The following is a 19,201-nucleotide window of genomic DNA, read 5'->3' as shown; positions in this document are numbered from 1 at the left end:
GTAACGGCCACTTAGGGTTCCGCCCTGACGGCGGCTCACTTTTGAAAAGCGCAAAAGTAAGCAAAACGCTCTTGCCCCACCACTCGGCACCTCGCTTAGGCTCGGTGTGCCCGTAATTCGCCAGTGATTTGGGGGGCCGCCGCCACGCGCCATCCATGGCGCGGGGCGGCTCAACCGGCATCCCTGCCGGTTTACCCCCCAAATCCCTGTCGAATTCCGGCCAGCGTGGTTTAACGGGGCGCCTGAGATCAAGATCAAAAGCAGATCAAGATCAAGAGCGGCTCGCTTCGCATCGTGATTACCGTTGAGCGCTACAGAGTTGTGTAGATACCTATGCTGCGATGGCGGTGTGACAGTCACTGCATCTGTTACTGCACTACCGCTTTCGCAGGCAAGCCAGCTCCCACATTGGCCTGTATCAGGCTGCGGCTTGCGGCTGGATGCGCAATTGGCCTTCGACATCCTTGACCAACCCACTGGCGACAAACAGCGGCGCCAGGCGTTTGTGCAACTGTGGCTCGACAAACTCTTTGACTGTGTCCAGCGCCAACGCACCACTGAGCGGCAGCTCGGCCTTGGTGTACGACAACCATGCCTTCTTCAACGCCATCAACACATCACTGCCTGCCGTCGAAGCGAAGCGGCGGTGCAGGGCCTTGGCGTCGAAGGTGAAGGTGTGTTGGAACTCATAACCGCTTTCATCGCCGCCGTTGGCCGTGCAGCGCACGCAGGTGCAAGGGCCGTCGCCAAAGGCGCTACGCAGGTAGGCGTTGAAGTCCACCACGGGCTTGAGTGACAGGCGCTTATCAACCTCGAACAGGTCCCCGGTCATTTTTTCGTCAGTGTTCAACGTCCATTTCCTCGCAGTCGGTTGCTGTGTTTCAAAGCGCCGCACAATACCAGCCGAGCGTGGGTTTGGGGATTATTTGCATCGTGGGGGAGGGTTAGCGGAAGAATTCACCGGGGGTGGAATCAAACTGCTGGCGAAACGCATTGATAAACGCTGACGTCGACTCGTACCCACACCCCAATGCCACATCCGTCACCCGCTCGCCTTGTTCCAGGGCGGGCAGGGCGCTCAACAGGCGCAGGCGCTGGCGCCATGCGCGAAACGTCAGCCCGGTATCGCTCAGGAACACCCGACTGAGGGTTTTTTCGCTGACCCCCAGTTTGCGGCTCCACTCACCCAAGGTGGTCTGTTGCTCGGGGTGTAGGTTCAGGCTGCGGTAGATCTGCCGCAGCCGTGGGTCGTGAGGCAGTGGCAACATCAAATCCACCTGGGGTGCGGCGGCGAGCTGATCGAGCAATACCTGAGCCAGGCGCCCGTCCGGCCCGTCCTCGGTATATTCCACCGGCAATTGGCTGAAGTTGCGGATCAGCTCGCGTAGCAAACTGCTCACCTCCAGCACTTGGCAACGCTCGGCGGCCCAGGCGGTGACGCTGCAATCGAGGTACAAGCTGCGCATTTCCGTATGGGGCGAACTGAACACCCGATGGGGCATGCCGGCCGGAATCCACACCGCGCGCTGCGGTGGCGCGACGAAACGACCGACGCTGGTCTGGATCTCCAGCACCCCGGAAATCGCGTAGGACAACTGCACCCACGGGTGGCTGTGGCGTCGTGTCAGCGCCCGGTTGGGCAAGGATTCAGTACGCCCGTACACCGGCCTCGGCAGGCTGGAAAGCCCAGGTACACTGCGGCGCACGGCTTTCTCATGTCCTTTAGGCGGCATTTACTGGCTCATTGGCGTTAGTCGGTAACAGGCGGTTACGTTAGAGTCGTCACGAAGCTCTTGGCAACCCCTGGAAGAATTGCTTATGACCCGGCCCCGGTTTCTCCCCGACAACTTTACCCTCACCCTGATCGCCACGGTGATCCTCGCCTCATTGCTGCCCGCCAGCGGCCAGACCGCCGTGGCCTTCGGCTGGGTCACCAACCTGGCCATCGCGCTGCTGTTTTTCCTGCACGGCGCCAAGCTGTCGCGCAAGGCCATCGTCGCCGGTGCCGGCCACTGGCGTTTGCATTTGCTGGTGTTCAGCCTGACCTTCGTACTGTTCCCGCTGCTGGGCCTGGCACTCAAGCCGCTGCTGTCGCCGTTGATCGGCAACGAGCTGTACATGGGCATGCTCTACCTCTGCGCCTTGCCGGCCACTGTGCAATCGGCGATTGCCTTTACCTCCCTGGCCCGCGGCAATATCCCGGCGGCCATTTGCAGCGCGGCGGCGTCCAGCCTGTTCGGTATTTTCCTGACGCCGCTGCTGGTAGCGCTGCTGCTCAACGTGCACGGTGATGGCGGCTCCACAGTCGATGCGATTGTCAAAATCAGCGTGCAGTTGTTGCTGCCGTTCATTGCCGGGCAAGTCGCCAGCCGCTGGATCGGTGGCTGGGTCGGGCGTAACAAAGCCTGGCTGAAATTCGTCGACCAGGGCTCGATTCTGTTGGTGGTCTACGGCGCCTTCAGCGAAGCGGTCAATGAGGGCATCTGGCACCAGATTCCGCTATGGCAACTGGGCGGTCTGGTGGTGGCCTGCTGCGTGCTGCTGGCCCTGGTGCTGGTGGCGTCCACGCTGCTGGGCAAGGCGTTTGGCTTTAACCAGGAAGACCGCATCACCATCCTGTTCTGCGGCTCGAAGAAAAGCCTGGCCACCGGCGTGCCGATGGCGCAGGTGCTGTTTGCCGGGGCGAGCATGGGCGTGTTGATCCTGCCATTGATGCTGTTTCACCAGATCCAGTTGATGGTCTGCGCGGCGTTGGCCCAACGCTATGCCCAGCGGCCAGAAAGCATCCCCGAGTTGATGGGGCAAGTGGATCCTTGAGTCGGCGCCAAGGATCTCTCTAGGAAATTTCCTACGTGTCGCAAGGACGATTCCGTTACTGATTCAGACAGTTCGATACCACTATGACCGCCTTTGCTCCTGCTAGGTGGTTGATTAACAATGGCTCATCTCCGCGTGCTGGTTCTGGAAAACCAACGGTTTCAACGCAGCGTGTTGATTAAGATGCTTGATCGGCTGGGGTTGCAGGAGGTACGCCAGGCCAGTAGCACCGAACAAGCCATGGCGCAGCTGCAAGCGTGCGGGGGAGTGGACATTGTGCTCTGTGACCTGGCCGACAGGAGTCTGGACTGCCTGGAATTCCTGCGTGGTGCCAGCCAGGCTGGGCTCGTGCAGGCGGTCGCCCTGTGCAGTGAGCTGCGTCCTGAATTACGACGGGCGCTGGCTCAGATGCGCTCGCTCTCTGGGCTGCAAATGCTTGGCGTGTTGAGCCAACCCCTGCAATTGCGTGCCCTGCGGCATTTACTGCACAGCTATTGGCGGCGGCGCCTGCCGTCGGCACTGGCCCCAGCGCCGGCAGCCTTGCCCCATGAGCACGAGATTCATCAGGGCCTGGCATTGGGGGAGTTTCGTGCCTGGTACCAGCCCAAATTCATGTTAGGCACCGGGTGCCTGGCCGGCGTGGAAGCCTTGGTGCGCTGGGAGCATCCTACAAGGGGCGTGCTGCTACCGGCGCAGTTTCTGGCTGCGGTACTGGCGTACGATCTGATTGACCCGATATTCAAGCAACTCTTGGAGCAAGGCCTCAATCTGCTTGGCATGTTACGACGTCAGCACATCCAGCTCGAATTGGCGTTCAACCTGCATGCATCGCAATTGCTCGACGACGAATTGCTGCTACATATTCAGCAGTCCTTGCTGCGCCATGGGTTTCCCGGTACCACATTGTTGTTTGAACTAGCGGAAAACGGCTTGCTGGACCTCTCACCGCGTATACAGGAGAACCTGCTGCGTCTGCGCTTGCTGGGCTGCGGTTTGTCCATCGATGATTTTGGTACGGGTTTTTCATCACTCAAATTGCTTTGTCAGTTGCCTTTCAACCAGCTCAAGCTTGATGGAGTGTTCGTACGCCATGTCGACGACCCGCAGAATCAGGCCATGGTTGCCAGCACCTTGGCGCTCGCTCGTTCACTGGATATGAGCCTGGTGATCGAGGGTATTGGCACTCAACGTAGCCATGAAGGGGTGCTGGCGTTAGGGTGCGAGATCGGGCAAGGGTTTTACCTGGCACGACCGATGGCAGGGTATCGGCTGATACCGTGGCTTGAAGCACATTTCGCCGGGCAGAAAATAGCCACGAATTGTCCTGATATTTCTTAGATACTTCCTACACTTGTGTCACGCTCGTGTATTTTGAGCAGCGTATTCCCGAACTGTGTCCCCACAGTCTTACGCGACTGACATGTGAGTCATCGGCTTCGCCGGTGTGTCTTCCAGAGGTGGATATGTTTAAAGCGTTAGTTGTGGATGACCATCCGTTCATTCGCTCATCGGTCAAAATGTTGCTGCAGCAGGAACATTTCGACGTCGTAGCAGAAGCGGACAATGGGGTGGATGCGGTACAGATGGCGCGTGAGTTTGAGCCGGATCTGATCGTGCTGGATATTGCCATGCCCAAGCTGGATGGGTTGGAAGTCATCACCCGGCTCTGCGCGCTGGGGCTCAAGTGCAAAATCCTGGTGTTGACCTCACAGTCGCCGCTGTTCTACTCGATGCGGTGTATGAAAGCCGGCGCCGCTGGATACATCTCCAAGACCAACGACCTGGATGAATTGACCAAAGCGATCAAAGCAGTGATGGGCGGGTACACGTTCTTTCCGAACCTGGCAGGCAGTTCAGTGCGGCGCAGTGATAGTGAAGCCACTGATCTGGAGCTGATCCAAAGCCTCTCTGACCGCGAGCTGACCATTCTGCAGCGTCTGTCCCTGGGATTGAGCAACAAGGAAATCGGCGATTCGATGCTGCTCAGTAACAAGACTGTCAGCACTTACAAAACACGCTTGATCGAAAAGCTCAACGTGAAATCGGTGGTGTACCTCGCTGATTTTGCCAAACGTAATAATTTGGTTTGATGAGCACTGACTTGCGTACATGGATCGCGGCACTGGCCTTTGGCATGACCCTCAACGGTAGTGTACTGGCGGACTCGCAGGCAAATACTTTCCATGTGCTGGGACGCTCCCACGTCGATGGTTACAGGGCCATGCTTACCGAGGATCAGTGGAGTTGGCTGCGCAGCAAGGACGTGCTGGTGCTGGGTGACTCCGCGCCCGACTATGCGCCTCTGGGTATGGCCAACAATGATCGCGATTATGAAGGCATGACGGCCGACTACGCGCAGTTGTTGAGCGAACTGTTACGCGTTCGGGTGCAGGTGCGCCGGTTTGCCTCGCGCGTTGAGGTGATCGACGCGCTCAAGCGTGGCGAAGTGGATTTCCTAGGAGTAGCCAACGGCTATGAAGCCGCCGATGCCGGGCTGCTGTTGTCGACTGCCTATGCCGAGGACATGCCGGCATTGGTCACGCGGCTGGGTGACAGCAGCACGCTGGCCCCAGACCTTGCGGGCAAGAAGATCGCCATGTTGTATCACTACCTGTCGCCTGAGGTGGTCAAAGCGTTTTATCCCAAGGCCACCTTGCAGTTGTTTCCGTCAACCTTGAGCGCCATTGGTGCAGTGGCTTTCGGAAGCGCCGATGTGTATCTGGGCGATGCCATCAGTGCTGATTTCCTGATCAACAAGAACTATCTCAACAATGTGCAATTGGCGGACTTTTCCCAGATTGAGGCCAGGAACTTTGCGTTTGCCGTGCCCGAGGGAGGCACGCGCTTGCTGCACATCCTCAATCGCGCGCTGGCGGTGATTCCGGTCAGTGAGCGCATGAATATCCTGCGCCGCTGGAGTGCCGGTGGCGCCAGCATGCCAGGGCGTACGGCACTGCATTTCAGTGCGAGCGAGCAACGTTGGATGGGCGCCCACCCGGTGTTACGCGTCGTGGTGGACGACAGCTATTTACCGCTGTCGTTTTTCAATGAGGAGGGCGAGTTTCGCGGAATCAGCGCAGATGTACTGGCCAAGGTCTCGCTGCGCACCGGTTTGAAGTTTGAAGTACAGCGGGCGTACTCGGTGGAAAACATGCTCAACAGCATCCGTGACCGTGACGCGGACCTGCTGATCACCCTGACGCCGAGTACCGAGCGTGAGGGCCTGCTGCGTTTTACGCGACCGTATCTGAATACACCTTACGTACTGGTCAGTGCCGATAACCCCTCAAGCCCCGGCACCCTGGATGACATGGCGGGCAAACGGCTGGCGGTGATCCACGGCAACCCTGTTCGCGACATGCTCATCGAGCAATACCCCAAGGTGGTGCTGGTGGAGGCGCGCAATGCCCAGGATGCAATGGCATTGGTGGCCGAAGGAAAAGCCGAGGCTGCGGTCAACTCGCTGATCATCTCCCGCTACATGATTTCCCGGCAATATCGCGACCAATTGCGGATCACCAGTACCGTGGGTACGCAATTGGCGCGTACCGCGTTCGCCACCCCTCGCGACGCATTGGAGCTGTACTCGATACTGGAGAAGGCCATGCTCAGTATCCCGCCTGAAGAAATGGATGAGATTACCAACCGGTGGCGCAGCGAAATTGCCGTAGATGACAGCTATTGGCTGCGTAACCGTACCGTGATACTGCAGGCGTTCGCCGTGGCCACCCTGTTGTTGCTGGCGGCAGTGGGTTGGATCGTTTATCTACGCTGGCTGATGGGCAAGCGCAGGCAGGCTGAGATAGCGCTCAATGACCAGATGGAATTCATGCGCGTACTGATCGACGGCACCCCCCATGCTATTTACGTGCGTGATCGCCAGGGACGGTTGATAGCGTGTAACAGCGGCTATCTGAGTGCGTTTGATGTAGAGCGCGACGCTGTGATCGGCAAGACCGTAGTGGAAGGCGTCCTCAGCGACCCTAACGAAGCGGCGGCTTATCACGCAGAGTACTTGCAGGTCATGGAAGAGGGCATGCCCCGGGTACAGGACCGGAGCCTGACCATGGGCACCGATCAAGTACTGACCATCTACCATTGGATGTTGCCATACCGCGGCAGCGATGGCGCGGTCAGCGGCATGATCGGCGGCTGGATCGATATCAGCGAGCGCCAGCAGTTGCTGCAGGCCCTGCGTGAAGCCAAGGAACACGCGGACGATGCGAGCCGCGCCAAGACGACGTTCCTCGCGACCATGAGCCATGAGATCCGCACGCCGATGAACGCTATCATCGGTATGTTGGAACTGGCACAGAAAAAAGCCGATCAAGGCTATATGGACCGTGTCTCCATCGATGTCGCCTCCGGCGCTGCGCGTGGGTTGCTGGACCTGATCGGCGATATCCTCGACATTGCCCGTATCGAATCAGGGCGCCTGTCGCTGGCTCCGGAGCGCGCCAACCTGCTGGAGTTGGTGGAATCGGTAGCACGCATCTTTGAGGGGTTGGCGCGGCAAAAGCAACTGCGCCTGATCCTCGATCTGGACGCCACACTTAACCGTCAGGTACTGATAGACCCGCTGCGGTTCAAGCAGATCGTCTCGAACCTGTTGAGCAACGCGATCAAGTTTACTGCACGGGGGTATGTGCGTTTACAAGTCAGTGCCGAGCCCGGGCCCAATGCTGAGCGTGTCGCGCTGTGCCTGCGGGTGGAGGACACGGGCTGCGGCATTTCCATCGAAGACCAGCAGCGCTTGTTCAATCCGTTCAGCCAGGCCTCGAACCAGGGGCAGTCAGCCCGCAGTGGCTCGGGCCTGGGCCTGATGATCAGCCGTACGCTCTGCGAGATGATGGGAGGCAGCCTGACCTTGAGCAGTGAGCTGACGCAAGGTACCCAAGTGGAGGTGCGTGTCGGTCTGCCGACCCTGGAGCCGCTGGAAGAACCTTCGTCCCCTGTCGCGTTGCTGCCCCAGCCCACCCAGATGTTGAACATATTGGTGATTGATGATTACCCGGCTAATCGGTTGCTCCTGTCCCAGCAGTTGAACTACCTGGGGCATCGCGTCAGCGATGCTCAAGACGGTGCCCATGGCCTCAGAGCCTGGCGTCACCAGCATTTTGATGTGGTGATTACCGATTGCAGCATGCCGCTCATGAATGGCTATGAACTGGCCCGGGCGATTCGTGATGAAGAGCGTAGCAGGAGGATTGCCCCGGCGATGATTCTCGGGTTGACCGCCAACGCTCAACCTGAAGAAAAGGACCGTTGCCTGGCCGCCGGCATGGATGATTGCCTGTTCAAACCGATCAGCCTTGATGACCTTAACGCACGATTGATGTCGCTGGTGCCTGTCGCGGCGGTGCTAGTAGAGCAGGATTTTTCTACGGTTATCGAGGGCGTTGACTTGACCAGTCTCGAACAACTGAGCCGTGGTGACGCTGGCGCCGTGCGCAGCCTACTCCAGGATTTGGCAACCAGTAACGCTCAGGATATGGCGCGATTGCTTCAGCTGTTCACTCAGCATGACCTGACCGGCCTGAGCGACTTGGCTCATCGGGTCAAGGGGGGAGCGAGGATTATCCAGGCGCAATGGTTGGTCGATTGCTGTGAGGAACTGGAAGTGGCCTGCGAGGGCTTGAATTCTGCCGTGCTGACGGAGGCGGTGGATGCCTTGCAGCAGGCCATGGAGCGGTTGGAACAGCGCTTGGATAACTACCTCGACTGATAGCACAGGCCCGGACGAAAAAACCGCATCTACGATGCGGTTTTTTTATGTGTCGGCAGGCGCTGAGGATGAAATCTTCGTGGGAAATTTCCTACGTTTTGGAGGGATCGATACTACAGGTTGGGCATGCCGGTAGGCGGAAGATGCGTCCTGTCGAACAAGACAACCGTTGAGTTTGTTGCACAGCCGCTACGGCGTCTGGCAGTCCAACGAGGCTTGGCGACAGTGTTCATCACCTATCCTTTGGAGCTGCATCATGAAAGTTCAAGCACTTACCCTCGTCGCCCTCTTCAGCGTCACCGCTGCCCAGTTTGCCAGCGCCGCCGACGGCACCATCAACTTCAACGGTGAACTGGTCAACCAGACCTGCACCATCGCTGTGGACGGGGTGGTTACGCCGGCCGTGGCCACCGTGACACTGCCGACCATTTCTACTGGCCTGCTGACGACGGCGGGCCAGGCTGAAGGCCGCACGGGCTTCAATATCCAGCTGAGCAACTGCGTGGGAACCGCCACTACCGCCGCCGCTTTCTTCAACTCCGGTGCCACTGTAGACCCAGTGACCGGCAATCTGAACAACATGACCGGCACTGCCACCAACGTACAGTTGCAATTGGTGGATGCGCAGGGCGGCGCGGTGATTCAGGCCGGCAACACCAACCAGCGTACCCAGACTACCCGCAACACCATTGACGGTACGGGCGCAGCCAACATGCCGTATGCCGTGCAGTACCTGGCCACCGGCGCTACCACGCCAGGCACTGTGATCAGTTCCGTGACCTACAACGTCGACTATCAGTAAGCCGTTCGCTTGTCAGCGCGCCGAGTTCCGGCGCGCCGATATTCGGCTGATGAGGTGAGTTATGTCCTGTTTCAAAAACTTTCGTCGTGGCGCGTCGCTGGCGCTTGCTGCATTGGCCTGTTCCCAGGCAATGGCCGGGGTGGTAATTACCGGCACCCGCTTGGTGTACCCGGCGAACCAGAAAGAAATCACCGTCAAGCTCAATAACAACGGCATGAAGCCCGCACTCGTACAAGCCTGGGTCGATACCGGTGACCTGAAGTCCAGCCCGACCAGCTCCAAAGCGCCTTTCGTACTTTCTCCGCCCGTGTCGCGGATCGATCCGAGCAAGGGCCAGAGCCTGCGCCTGATGTTCACCGGGGCGCCGCTGCCGGGTAACAAAGAATCGGTGTACTGGCTCAACGTGCTGGAAATTCCGCCGAAGGCCGAAGGCGCGTCGGACCTTAATGTGTTGCAAATGGCATTTCGCTCGCGCATCAAGATTTTTTACCGCCCCGACGGCTTGCCCGGTGCGCCGATTGACGCCCCGGCCCTGGTGCAGTGGACGGTGATCAAGCAAGGCCAGGGCTACGCGTTGCAAGCGTTCAACCCGACGGCCTACCACGTTTCCCAGGTAGAGCTGGCACTGGCGAGCGGCAACCAGCGTTACGACAGTGAAAACGGCATGGTCGGTCCAGGTGAAAGCAAAGTGTTTGCTCTGCCGACACTCCAGTCGCCGCCGTCCGCTTCTGCTCAGGTGGAGTTCAACGCCATCAATGATTACGGCGCTTTGATGCCGATCAAGCAACCGCTCAAGCCCTGACCTTCACGCGAACGCGCCTGCGCACGAGTAACTTATGACGACTTTCCACCGCCTGGGCCACGGCTGCCAGGCTAGCCCTCGCTTTGCCTTGAATTCTGTAACGGCGCTGATGCTCAAGGCCCTGGCTTTGCTGCCCGCTGTGTTGACAGCGCCCTCTGTATGGGCCGAAGACGTGCAATTTAACGACGCCTTCCTGCCAGAGGATTCGCGCAGCCTTGATTTGACCCAATACGAGAAGGGCAACCCGGTGTTGCCGGGTCAGTATCGTGCGGACGTGGCGGTTAACGGCACGCTGACCAGTCGTCAGGACATTCGCATCAACGCCGAGTCGGACGGCAGCCATCCTGTGGTGTGTATCACCCGCGGCTTGCTTGAGTTGGTCGGTGTGGACATGCACAAACTATCGGCACAAGCCACGTCTGCATTGGAAAGCGACGCTACGTGCCTGGCGCTTGACCAACTGATCGAAGGGGCTACGGCGACATTTTCTCCGGCCAACCAACAGTTGGACATCAGCCTCCCGCAGATCGCCTTGCGTCGTGACGCCAGGGGCTATGTCAGCCCCGAGCTGTGGGACCGAGGCGTGTCTGCCGCAACGCTGAGCTACACCTTCAATGCCAACCACAACAAAACCGATTTCGGCAATTACGACTCGGCCTACCTGGGCCTCAACGCCGGCTTGAACCTGGGCGACTGGCGCTTGCGCCATAACGGTTCGCTGAACTGGCAGAAGGATACGGGTCAGGTTTACCAGACGCTCAATACCTATGCCCAGCGTGATGTGACCAGCCTGAAAAGTCAGCTGACCGTGGGCGAAGCGAACACCAGCGGCGAAATCTTTGACACCTTGGCCTACCGGGGTGTGCAACTGGGTACCGACGACCGCATGTTGCCGCAATCCCAGCGTGGTTACGCGCCGGTGATCCGCGGCATCGCCCGGACCGGGGCCAGGGTTGCGGTGCGCCAGGCTGGCAATCTGTTATACGAAACCACGGTGGCGCCGGGCGCTTTCGTGATCGACGACTTGTATTCCACCGGTTATGGCGGTGACCTTGAGATCACCGTGTACGAAGCAGACGGCAGCGAGCAGCGCTTTATCGTGCCTTATGCGGCAACCGCTCAACTGCTGCGCCCGGGTACTTCGCGTTTCAGCGTGACGGCGGGCGAAACCCGCAATAACTATCTCGACCGTCAGGCCAGGCTCGTGCAGGGCACTTACCAGTTGGGGCTGACCAATATTTTTACCGGCTACGGTGGTGTTCAGGGCAGCGACGATTACCGTTCCGTACTGGGTGGCCTGGCTTTCAGCACCCCAGTGGGCGCCGTGGCCGTTGACCTGACTCAGGCACAGACCCAGCTCAAGAGTGGCCAGGCCAATGGTCAGAGCGCCCGTGTCACCTACAGCAAAAACATCCTCAGCACCGGCAGCAACTTTGCCGTGGCCGCCACTCGCTTTTCCACCCAGGACTACCTGGATTTCAGCAACGCCATGCAACTGCTCGATGCCGAACGCAACGGGCTCGACACCGCATTGTATGGGCGTCCGCGCAGTCGTCTGTCGCTGACTGCCAACCAGAGCCTTGGCGATTGGGGACAAGTGGCGTTCAGCGGCTTCACCCAGAACTACTGGAACCAGCCCGGGCGGGACGTGCAGTACCAGTTCAGCTACAACAAACAAGTGCGCCAGGTCAGTTACGGCCTCAGTGCCAATCGCAGCCGCGTGGGCCTGGGCGAGATGGACAACAGCTTGTTGTTCACGGTGAGTATGCCGTTGGAGTTCGGTAAATCGTCCAACCAGCCACAGTTGTCGGCGCGTGTCCTGCGCGATGCCCGAGGACAATACAGCGAGCAAGCCACCCTCAGCGGTACCGCAGGCGAGGACCGTCAGTATCAATACAGTCTGACCGGTGGCCATGAGGGCGCCAGCGGATCAAACAGCACCTCGGTCAACGGCCAGTACATCGGGCCAAAGGCCGTCGTCGGCGCCACGCTCAGTCGCGGCGAAGGCTATGACAGCCTGTCTGTGAATGCCAGCGGCAGCGTGGTTGCCCATCCGGCGGGCGTGACCTTCACGCCTTATCGCGGTGAAACCCTGGCGGTCGTGAGCGCGCCGGGCGCCGAGGGGGCCAAGGTGGTCGGTTTTCCTGGTTTGAAACTCGACGGTCGCGGTAATGCCGTCGTGCCTTATTTGCGCCCTTATGAGTTGAACGAGGTGGCGATCGATCCATTGGGTACCTCGTTGGATGTCGAACTGACTGAAACCAGCCAGCAGGTCGCGCCACGCGCCGGGGCGGTGGTGGCGCTCAAGTACGGCACCAGCAACGGCCAGGCCGTGTTACTCAACGTGACCTTGGCCGATGGCGGTGCGCTGCCGTTTGGCGCGACGGTCGACGATGATCGTGGCGTATCGGTCGGCGTGGTCGGGCAGGGCGGTCAGCTCTATGCACGGGTCAAGGACGACGCACGTCGGCTGTTGATCAGTTGGGGCACCCAGGTTGGGCAGCAATGTGCCTTGGCGTTGCCGCCTGGGAAAAGTGATGGCAAACAGCTGCGACAAGTGGACGTCGTGTGCTCGATGGTTCAATTCGATAAACGCGTTGCTTCTGTGAACAGCGCACAGGAGACACTGTGATGAAAACCATGCAACGGTTGAAAACAGGTGCCCTCGCGGCAGGGTTATGGCTGGCGGCGGGGGCAGCGTTCGCCGACTGCAATATCGACGCCGGCTCGATGAAGATGGTGCGTACCCAACCGCTGTTGGGCGGGAATCTGACCGTCGGGCGTGATGTGCCGCTGGGGGCGGAAATCTATCGGCAAACGTTCACCCCTGTCAGTGCGGTGCAAGTGTTGTGCTCAGTAGGCAATTACAGCATTGAGACCAAGCGCTCACTGTCGTCCATGCCGTTGCCCCTGGCCAATTGGACCGGCAGCCCCTATGGCGGGAAAGTCTATGAGACCGGCGTCAAGGGCATTGGCGTTGCGCTCTGGTATGCCGGCAGTGCCATGCCGATTTCAAACTTAGGAACCAACTGTGGCAATGGAATTAACCCTTGTAGATGGACACTCCAACCGACATTGGCGTTTGACCTTTCATTCATCAAGATCGGAGAGGTAAGCGCGGGTACGATTCAAGGCGCTTTATTACCGACCGTGGTGCAAAGCTTCATTACCTCCAACACCGTCGAGTTTCAGCAGGTTAACTATTCCGGCAACATCAACATTGTGTCGCGCACCTGTTCGACGCCGGATGTCACTGTGCCCATGGGGACGCATCTGACGAACGAGTTCAGCGGCAAGAACACCTTTACCCCCTGGAAGGATTTTTCCATCGCGCTGAACAACTGTCCTGCCTTCAACGGTTATTACCAGGGCACCGGTCCTCGCTGGCTGAGCGACGGTGGTTCGAACAACCTGGAGTCGCGCAAGAACAATACCTTGCGCGTGCGTATAGATCCGACCGTGGCGGCCATCAATCCGGCGCAGGGCATTTTCAAACTCAATGCCAGTGCGGTGGGCGATGCACCGTCTGCCGCTGGCGTGGGTGTGCAAATCGCCGACAACAGTGGCACCCCTTTGCCATTGGCCACGTTGCGCGCCAGCGGCATTACCCCTCGGGCCGAGGAGGGTGCCAGTTACTCCATTCCGCTCAAGGCGCGTTATATCCAGACCGAAGACAGCATCAGCGCCGGCCCTGCAAACGCCACGGCCACGTTCACCATTGATTATTACTGAGAGCCTGCCATGACCTTTCTGCCGCTTCGGGTACTGGTGCTTGAAGACCATCTTTTTCAACGTTCCATGGCCGTCAGCCTGCTCAGGCAGTTGGGGTGTCGGGAGGTGCTGGAGGCTTCCAACGGAAGCGAGGCCCTGGCCGTCCTTCAACGTGTGGGTTACGTGGACGTCGTGGTATGCGATCTGCAGATGGAGGGCATGGACGGGTTGGCGTTCATCCAGAGCATCAGTGCCGCCGGGCAGGTGGGTGCGATCATCATCAGCAGTGGCTTGCCTGGCGATGTGCGCCTCGCGGTACGACAGATGGGGGAGTTGCTGGGAGTAAACATGCTGGGAGACGTCGGTAAGCCGCTGCTCAAGCAGACGCTGCAACCGTTGCTTGAGCTCGCGTTGAGAGAGGGCCCAGTGCCAGGCGAACCCGCGACGGGCCAGGATATCGCCACCGAACGACAGATGCGCAGCGCCATCACTGACCAGCAACTGGAGGCGTATTATCAGCCCAAGTTCGACTTGCAAACCGGCGCTCTTCAAGGCGTGGAAGTGCTTGCGCGGTGGAACCATCCCTTCAAAGGGGTTCTATCGCCTGGGGTATTTCTGCCGGCGATCGAGCGCGCCGGCCTGATGGACGCGTTACTGCTGGCCCTGATGCAGCAGGCGTTGACGCTGCAGCGGCAGGTCAAAGGGATGGGGGGGAGTCTGGACCTGGCGTTCAACCTGCAGGCTGGCCAATTAGCCGATGCGGGTTTAACGCTTCTAATCAAAGATATCTTGTCGGCTTATCAGGCTTTGGGTTTTGGCATTACCTTCGAACTCACTGAAAGCGGCTTGCTGGAGGTGCCTGCCGTGTCCCTGGAAAACCTGGTGCGTCTGCGCATGATGGGGTGTCGTCTGTCCATTGATGACTTCGGTGCCGGATTCTCCTCGTTGCAGCGCCTGTGCCAACTGCCTTTCAACGAGATCAAGCTTGACGGCGAATTTGTCCGTGGCTTGCTGCACGAGCCACGCTGCCGGGCGGTCATCGGCAGCACCCTGGCCCTGGGAAAGACGTTGGGCATGTCCGTGGTGGTTGAAGGTATCGAAACGCATGAGCAACACCGGGCGCTGCTGGAGTTGGGATGCAGCCAAGGCCAGGGTTATTGGTATGCACGACCGATGAAAGGGGCTGATTTACTGCACTGGCTGCAGCGTGGCGCACCTTGCGGTCAGTTCAAGGGTGACGACCTGTGATCAATAAAGCGCTGCGCATCATGATCGCCGACGCCCAGCATGTTCGCCGGCTGCGTCTGGAGCGGGATTTCAATCATCAAGGTTATTACGCCATTGCGCCAATACCGAGCCTGGAACAGACGCTGGACCTGATCAGGTATGGCGAGCGTGGTTTCGATCTGCTGTTGATCAACGCTCGGTTGTTGATTGAGGCGTCTTTCGATGCGCGCAACTTTTTGCAGCACCTTCCCTCAAGTGTGCACGTATTGATCTATGACGTGCCTGCGTGTCGCCTGGCGATGTGGCGTGCCGAGACTCGGGGGCGCATCGTTTGCAGCCCGTTGCAGTGGCCTGGAGGCGGGCCGGCCAGAGCATTGCTGAGCATGTTTAATCAGTCGCGCCTGTCAGAAGTTTCTTAAAAGAGCGCAGAAATATCTCAAGTTCCCAGTGCGGATGACGATTTCCTTCTAACTAACCCAGAAGGAGCGTCGACATGAACGTAAAACGTTTATCACTGGTGACAGGATTCGTTGCGCTTTGGACGGGGGCGTGCATGGCGGCATCCCAGGGTGTGATCCAGTTCACCGGCAGCATTGTCGAGGCACCCTGTGCGACAAATGCGCGCAGCAGTTCGGCGATGGCCTTGACCGGATGTACGACCGCCGCGCGCGACACATCCATCCATGTGCGCAACGTCGCCACGGCGTCGGGTGTCGATGCAGCCAGCGCACGTCTGGTGTCGCAGGTCCGCAACGGGCGTTATTACGACCAGCAGTATGTGCTCGTCGATAACCTGGGCAAGCCGATCCAATCGGGCGCCTATGTGATTACCCTGACCTCGCCCTGAACCGTCGGGCGATAACTGGGCCCGATCGGCGCCAACAGCGCAGCGAGAAACCTATAGAATGCTCAACGGCTTCGCGTGTTCCGCGTGGCCGTTTGATCACTGTCAGAGTACCGCGCCCGTCAATGAGCCTTTCAGCCGCAACCCCCCAAGCCAATTGGCAACCGGTCATCGCCCTGGCGCTGGCCGCGTTTGTGTTCAATACCACCGAATTTGTCCCCGTCGGGCTGCTCAGCGCCATTGGCGCCAGCTTTGACATGCCCGTGGCCAGCGTCGGCCTGATGCTCACCATTTACGCGTGGATCGTGTCGCTGACCTCGCTGCCGGTGATGCTGCTGACCCGCAACGTCGAACGGCGCAAATTGCTGATCGTGCTGTTCGGTCTGTTTATCGTCAGCCATATCCTTTCCAGCGTGGCCACCAGCTTCGGCTTGCTGATGGTCAGTCGGGTCGGCATCGCCCTGGCCCATGCGTTGTTCTGGTCGATCACGGCTTCACTGGCTGTGCGCCTGGCGCCAGAGGGCAAGCAGGTGCAGGCCCTTGGCTTGCTGGCCACCGGCACGTCCCTGGCGATGGTGTTGGGCATTCCGTTGGGCCGTCTGTTGGGCGAGGCCATGGGCTGGCGTACCACCTTCCTGGTGATCGCCGCCTTCGCCGCCGCCCTGGTGTTCTGGCTGGGGCGCACCTTGCCGCTGCTGCCCAGCCAGAACTCCGGCTCCCTGCGCAGCCTGCCGCTGCTGTTCAAGCGTCCGGCGTTGGTGGCGCTCTACGTGCTGACCGCGATGACCGTCACCGCGCAATTCACCGCCTACAGCTACATCGAACCCTTCGTCGAAGGCGTCGCCGGCCTGGGCGGCAGTGCCGTGACCCTGATCCTGCTGGTGTTCGGTGGTGCTGGCATCATCGGCTCGTTGTTGTTCAGCCTGGTGCATCGCTTCAATCCCCACCTGTTCGTGATCGGCGCGGTGTCTATCCTCGCCGCGTGCCTGGCGCTGATGCTGCCGTTGAGCGGCGCCGAATCTTACCTGGTGGGGCTGAGCATTTTCTGGGGCATGGCGATCATGGGCTTCGGCCTGGCCATGCAGTCCAAGGTGCTGGTGCTGGCACCGGATGCCACGGATGTGGCCATGGCGATGTTTTCCGGGATCTACAACATCGGCATCGGCGGCGGCGCGTTGATGGGCAGTTGGGTGGGCAGCCACTTCGGCTTCGCCTGGATCGGCGCGGCGGGTGGTTTGCTGGCGGGGTTGGCGTTGGTGGGGTATTGCCTGGCGATTCGGCGGTTTGGGCAGGGTGTTGGCCCCCGATAACGGCCTGGCAGCCGACCCATACGGCGGTCCAAATGTGGGAGCTGGCTTGTCGGGTCGCCGCATCGCTGCGAAGGCGGCCTGGCAGCCAACTGGGATGTTGGATCAGAGCGCGTACATATCCGTTATTTAGGTAACGGCCACTTAGGGTTCCGCCCTGACGGCGGCTCACTTTTGAAAAGCGCAAAAGTAAGCAAAACGCTCTTGCCCCACCACTCGGCACCTCGCCTAGGCTCGGTGTGCCCGTAATCCGCCAGTGATTTTGGGGGCCGCCGCCACGCGCCATCCATGGCGCGGGGCGGCTAAACCGGCATCCCTGCCGGTTTACCCCCCAAATCCCTGTCGAATTCCGGCCAGCGTGGTTTAACGGGGCGCCTAAGATCAAAAGCAGATCAAGATCAAGAGCGGCTCGCTTCGCATCGTGGTTACCGTTGAGCGCTACAGAGTTGTGTAGATACCTATGCTGCGATGGCGGCCCGATAAACGACACATACCCACCTGACGCTCCGCGATCAAACTGTGGGAGCGGGCTTGCTCGCGAAGGCGGTGTATCAGTCACTGCATCTGTTGCTGCACTAGCGCTTTCACAGGCAAGCCAGCTCCCACATTTGATCTTCACTGCCTTGAGCATTGCGTTCGCTTAACTGACTGGCACTGGGGCTTGCCTTCGATCCTACGCCACCGGAATCAACGGATCCGCCGCCGCCAGCGCCACCGCTCTGTCCGCCGCCGGTGGGTAGATCCACACGCTATTGATCTGCTGTTTGAGTTCCTTGGCTTCCTGGCCCACCAGCTTGAGCTGACGGTCCCAGCCTTCGGTGTACACCGCGCCCCAGGCGCCGAGGTCCAGGCAGGTGACGTATTTGGGTTGGCTGTAGGCCATGGGGGCCACGCCGATCAGATCGGCGGCGACGTTGTTGCCGGCGTAGCGGCCCAGGGCGATGGCGTGCTGGCAGGACATGGCAGCGAAGTTGCCCACCTCGTCTGTAGCGGCGTAGGCCATGTCGCCAGCGGCGAAGATGGCAGCCTGGCCCTTGACCTTGAGGTTGGCGTCCACGTGCAGGCGGCCCTGGGGATCCCGGGTGCCCTCGACCTGTTCGGTCAGCGGGTTGGCGCGAAAGCCGATGGTCCAGATCACGGTGCTCGATTCAATCCGCTGCCCGTCCGCCAGGGTCACGCCACCGGCATCCACCGAGGCGACCGAGGTGTTCAGTACCCATTCAAGCCCCAGTGCCTGGCTGGCTTCGATGATCGAGGGGCGTATGCCATCGCCCATCGACGCGGCAATCTGCGGCCCGCGGTCGACCACGATCACACGGATGTTGGCCGTCTCACCCAGTGCCGCACGCAGGCGCGCCGGCATTTCGGTGGCGGTCTCGATACCGGTAAAGCCGCCGCCGGCCACCACCACGGTATTGCGGGCGGGGCTGTCGGGCAGGTTTTTCAGGGCGTTGATATGGGCTTCAAGGTGCGCGGCGTCTTCGATCTGATCCACATCGAACACGTGCTCGATGCCGTCCATGCCGAGGCGATTCAAGCGACTGCCGGCGGCCACTACCAGGCGGTCGTAGGCGAGGGTGGCCGGGATGCCGGCCGCGTTGCGGTAGGTCACTTGCTTAATAGTGGCGTCGATGCTGTCGGCGGCGCCTTGCACAAAGGTCACGCCCACGGCGTCGAACAGCGCATCAAGCGGGGCCAGCATGGTATGCACATCGGGCTCGTAGAACCGCGGGCGAATACGCAGCTCTGCTTGGGGGGCGAGCAGGCTGATGCGTACATCGTTGCGGTCGTGTTTGTCCAGCAGCCGAGCCGCGCTCAAGGCGCTCCACACGCCACCGAACCCGGCGCCAATGATCAGAATGTGTTGTTTCATGGGGTTGCTCCAGAGACCAGGTAAGCCGCAAGGCATTGCCGGGTCACTGTAAAAGCAGCAGGGTCTGTCCGAAAGGACATATAACCCTGAATG

Annotated in this window: 15 protein-coding genes; 12 read left to right on the top strand and 3 right to left on the bottom strand. The window is 59.9% G+C overall.

Annotated features, from left to right (window positions below; all coding sequences use genetic code 11):
* Positions 1 to 418 precede the first annotated feature (418 nt).
* Positions 419 to 850 carry a hypothetical protein gene (locus BUE92_RS23265; RefSeq protein WP_073526541.1) on the bottom strand — a complete coding sequence of 144 codons (432 nt, stop codon included), beginning with the start codon at positions 848 to 850 and terminating at the stop codon, positions 419 to 421.
* A gap of 94 nt (positions 851 to 944) precedes the next feature.
* A complete protein-coding gene (locus tag BUE92_RS23260) occupies positions 945 to 1,733 on the bottom strand; it encodes an AraC family transcriptional regulator (protein WP_032896737.1) in 789 nt (262 codons plus the stop codon).
* 85 nt (positions 1,734 to 1,818) lie between these two features.
* On the opposite strand from BUE92_RS23260, the gene BUE92_RS23255 reads away from it, so the two are divergent.
* The 12 genes from BUE92_RS23255 to BUE92_RS23200 all read left to right on the top strand — a co-directional run bounded on the left by BUE92_RS23255 (position 1,819) and on the right by BUE92_RS23200 (position 17,238).
* Positions 1,819 to 2,817, top strand: a complete 999-nt coding sequence (locus BUE92_RS23255) for a bile acid:sodium symporter family protein (RefSeq protein WP_073526539.1) — start codon at positions 1,819 to 1,821, stop codon at positions 2,815 to 2,817.
* A gap of 120 nt (positions 2,818 to 2,937) precedes the next feature.
* Positions 2,938 to 4,155 (top strand): EAL domain-containing response regulator, encoded by a 1,218-nt coding sequence (locus BUE92_RS23250; protein WP_073526537.1) that lies wholly within the window; start codon positions 2,938 to 2,940, stop codon positions 4,153 to 4,155.
* Between the two features lie 125 nt (positions 4,156 to 4,280).
* On the top strand, positions 4,281 to 4,907 hold the full coding sequence (locus BUE92_RS23245) for a response regulator transcription factor (RefSeq protein WP_073526535.1): 627 nt from the start codon (positions 4,281 to 4,283) through the stop codon (positions 4,905 to 4,907).
* On the top strand, positions 4,907 to 8,542 hold the full coding sequence (locus tag BUE92_RS23240) for a transporter substrate-binding domain-containing protein (RefSeq protein WP_081372211.1): 3,636 nt from the start codon (positions 4,907 to 4,909) through the stop codon (positions 8,540 to 8,542). Before BUE92_RS23245 ends, BUE92_RS23240 begins: the two co-directional genes overlap by 1 nt.
* A 256-nt stretch (positions 8,543 to 8,798) precedes the next feature.
* Entirely contained in the window at positions 8,799 to 9,344 is a 546-nt protein-coding gene (locus BUE92_RS23235) for a fimbrial protein (protein ID WP_073526533.1), read from the top strand.
* Between the two features lie 61 nt (positions 9,345 to 9,405).
* Positions 9,406 to 10,146, top strand: coding sequence for a fimbria/pilus periplasmic chaperone (locus BUE92_RS23230; protein ID WP_073526531.1), 741 nt, complete (start codon positions 9,406 to 9,408; stop codon positions 10,144 to 10,146).
* A gap of 34 nt (positions 10,147 to 10,180) precedes the next feature.
* Positions 10,181 to 12,778: a fimbria/pilus outer membrane usher protein gene (locus tag BUE92_RS23225; protein ID WP_073526529.1), complete on the top strand. Its 2,598-nt coding sequence runs from the start codon at positions 10,181 to 10,183 to the stop codon at positions 12,776 to 12,778.
* A complete protein-coding gene (locus BUE92_RS23220) occupies positions 12,778 to 13,878 on the top strand; it encodes a fimbrial protein (RefSeq protein WP_073526527.1) in 1,101 nt (366 codons plus the stop codon). The genes BUE92_RS23225 and BUE92_RS23220 overlap by 1 nt, the downstream gene beginning before the upstream one ends.
* A gap of 9 nt (positions 13,879 to 13,887) precedes the next feature.
* A complete protein-coding gene (locus BUE92_RS23215) occupies positions 13,888 to 15,105 on the top strand; it encodes an EAL domain-containing response regulator (protein WP_073526525.1) in 1,218 nt (405 codons plus the stop codon).
* Positions 15,102 to 15,503, top strand: coding sequence for a hypothetical protein (locus BUE92_RS23210; protein WP_073526524.1), 402 nt, complete (start codon positions 15,102 to 15,104; stop codon positions 15,501 to 15,503). The genes BUE92_RS23215 and BUE92_RS23210 overlap by 4 nt, the downstream gene beginning before the upstream one ends.
* Positions 15,504 to 15,577: 74 nt before the next feature.
* A complete protein-coding gene (locus BUE92_RS23205) occupies positions 15,578 to 15,931 on the top strand; it encodes a hypothetical protein (protein ID WP_073526522.1) in 354 nt (117 codons plus the stop codon).
* 122 nt (positions 15,932 to 16,053) lie between these two features.
* Positions 16,054 to 17,238, top strand: coding sequence for a sugar transporter (locus BUE92_RS23200; RefSeq protein ID WP_073526521.1), 1,185 nt, complete (start codon positions 16,054 to 16,056; stop codon positions 17,236 to 17,238).
* 670 nt (positions 17,239 to 17,908) lie between these two features.
* On the opposite strand, the gene BUE92_RS23190 is transcribed toward BUE92_RS23200, so the two are convergent.
* Positions 17,909 to 19,108: an NAD(P)/FAD-dependent oxidoreductase gene (locus BUE92_RS23190; RefSeq protein ID WP_073526519.1), complete on the bottom strand. Its 1,200-nt coding sequence runs from the start codon at positions 19,106 to 19,108 to the stop codon at positions 17,909 to 17,911.
* Positions 19,109 to 19,201: the final 93 nt, after the last annotated feature.

Origin of the sequence: Pseudomonas fluorescens, from assembly GCF_001902145.1 — a bacterium.
GTDB lineage: Bacteria > Pseudomonadota > Gammaproteobacteria > Pseudomonadales > Pseudomonadaceae > Aquipseudomonas > Aquipseudomonas fluorescens_BV.
The sequence above is the reverse complement of the archived record's forward strand: the minus strand, read 5'-3'. Positions and strand labels throughout refer to the sequence as shown.

Excerpts from the sequence above, each read along its gene's own strand:
- BUE92_RS23260 (WP_032896737.1), bottom strand. The coding sequence starts at position 1,733 with ATGCCGCCTAAAGGACATGAGAAAGCCGTGCGCCGCAGTGTACCTGGG.
- BUE92_RS23255 (WP_073526539.1), top strand. The coding sequence starts at position 1,819 with ATGACCCGGCCCCGGTTTCTCCCCGACAACTTTACCCTCACCCTGATC.
- BUE92_RS23250 (WP_073526537.1), top strand. The coding sequence starts at position 2,938 with ATGGCTCATCTCCGCGTGCTGGTTCTGGAAAACCAACGGTTTCAACGC.
- BUE92_RS23245 (WP_073526535.1), top strand. The coding sequence starts at position 4,281 with ATGTTTAAAGCGTTAGTTGTGGATGACCATCCGTTCATTCGCTCATCG.
- BUE92_RS23240 (WP_081372211.1), top strand. The coding sequence starts at position 4,907 with ATGAGCACTGACTTGCGTACATGGATCGCGGCACTGGCCTTTGGCATG.
- BUE92_RS23235 (WP_073526533.1), top strand. The coding sequence starts at position 8,799 with ATGAAAGTTCAAGCACTTACCCTCGTCGCCCTCTTCAGCGTCACCGCT.
- BUE92_RS23230 (WP_073526531.1), top strand. The coding sequence starts at position 9,406 with ATGTCCTGTTTCAAAAACTTTCGTCGTGGCGCGTCGCTGGCGCTTGCT.
- BUE92_RS23225 (WP_073526529.1), top strand. The coding sequence starts at position 10,181 with ATGACGACTTTCCACCGCCTGGGCCACGGCTGCCAGGCTAGCCCTCGC.
- BUE92_RS23220 (WP_073526527.1), top strand. The coding sequence starts at position 12,778 with ATGAAAACCATGCAACGGTTGAAAACAGGTGCCCTCGCGGCAGGGTTA.
- BUE92_RS23215 (WP_073526525.1), top strand. The coding sequence starts at position 13,888 with ATGACCTTTCTGCCGCTTCGGGTACTGGTGCTTGAAGACCATCTTTTT.
- BUE92_RS23205 (WP_073526522.1), top strand. The coding sequence starts at position 15,578 with ATGAACGTAAAACGTTTATCACTGGTGACAGGATTCGTTGCGCTTTGG.
- BUE92_RS23200 (WP_073526521.1), top strand. The coding sequence starts at position 16,054 with ATGAGCCTTTCAGCCGCAACCCCCCAAGCCAATTGGCAACCGGTCATC.
- BUE92_RS23190 (WP_073526519.1), bottom strand. The coding sequence starts at position 19,108 with ATGAAACAACACATTCTGATCATTGGCGCCGGGTTCGGTGGCGTGTGG.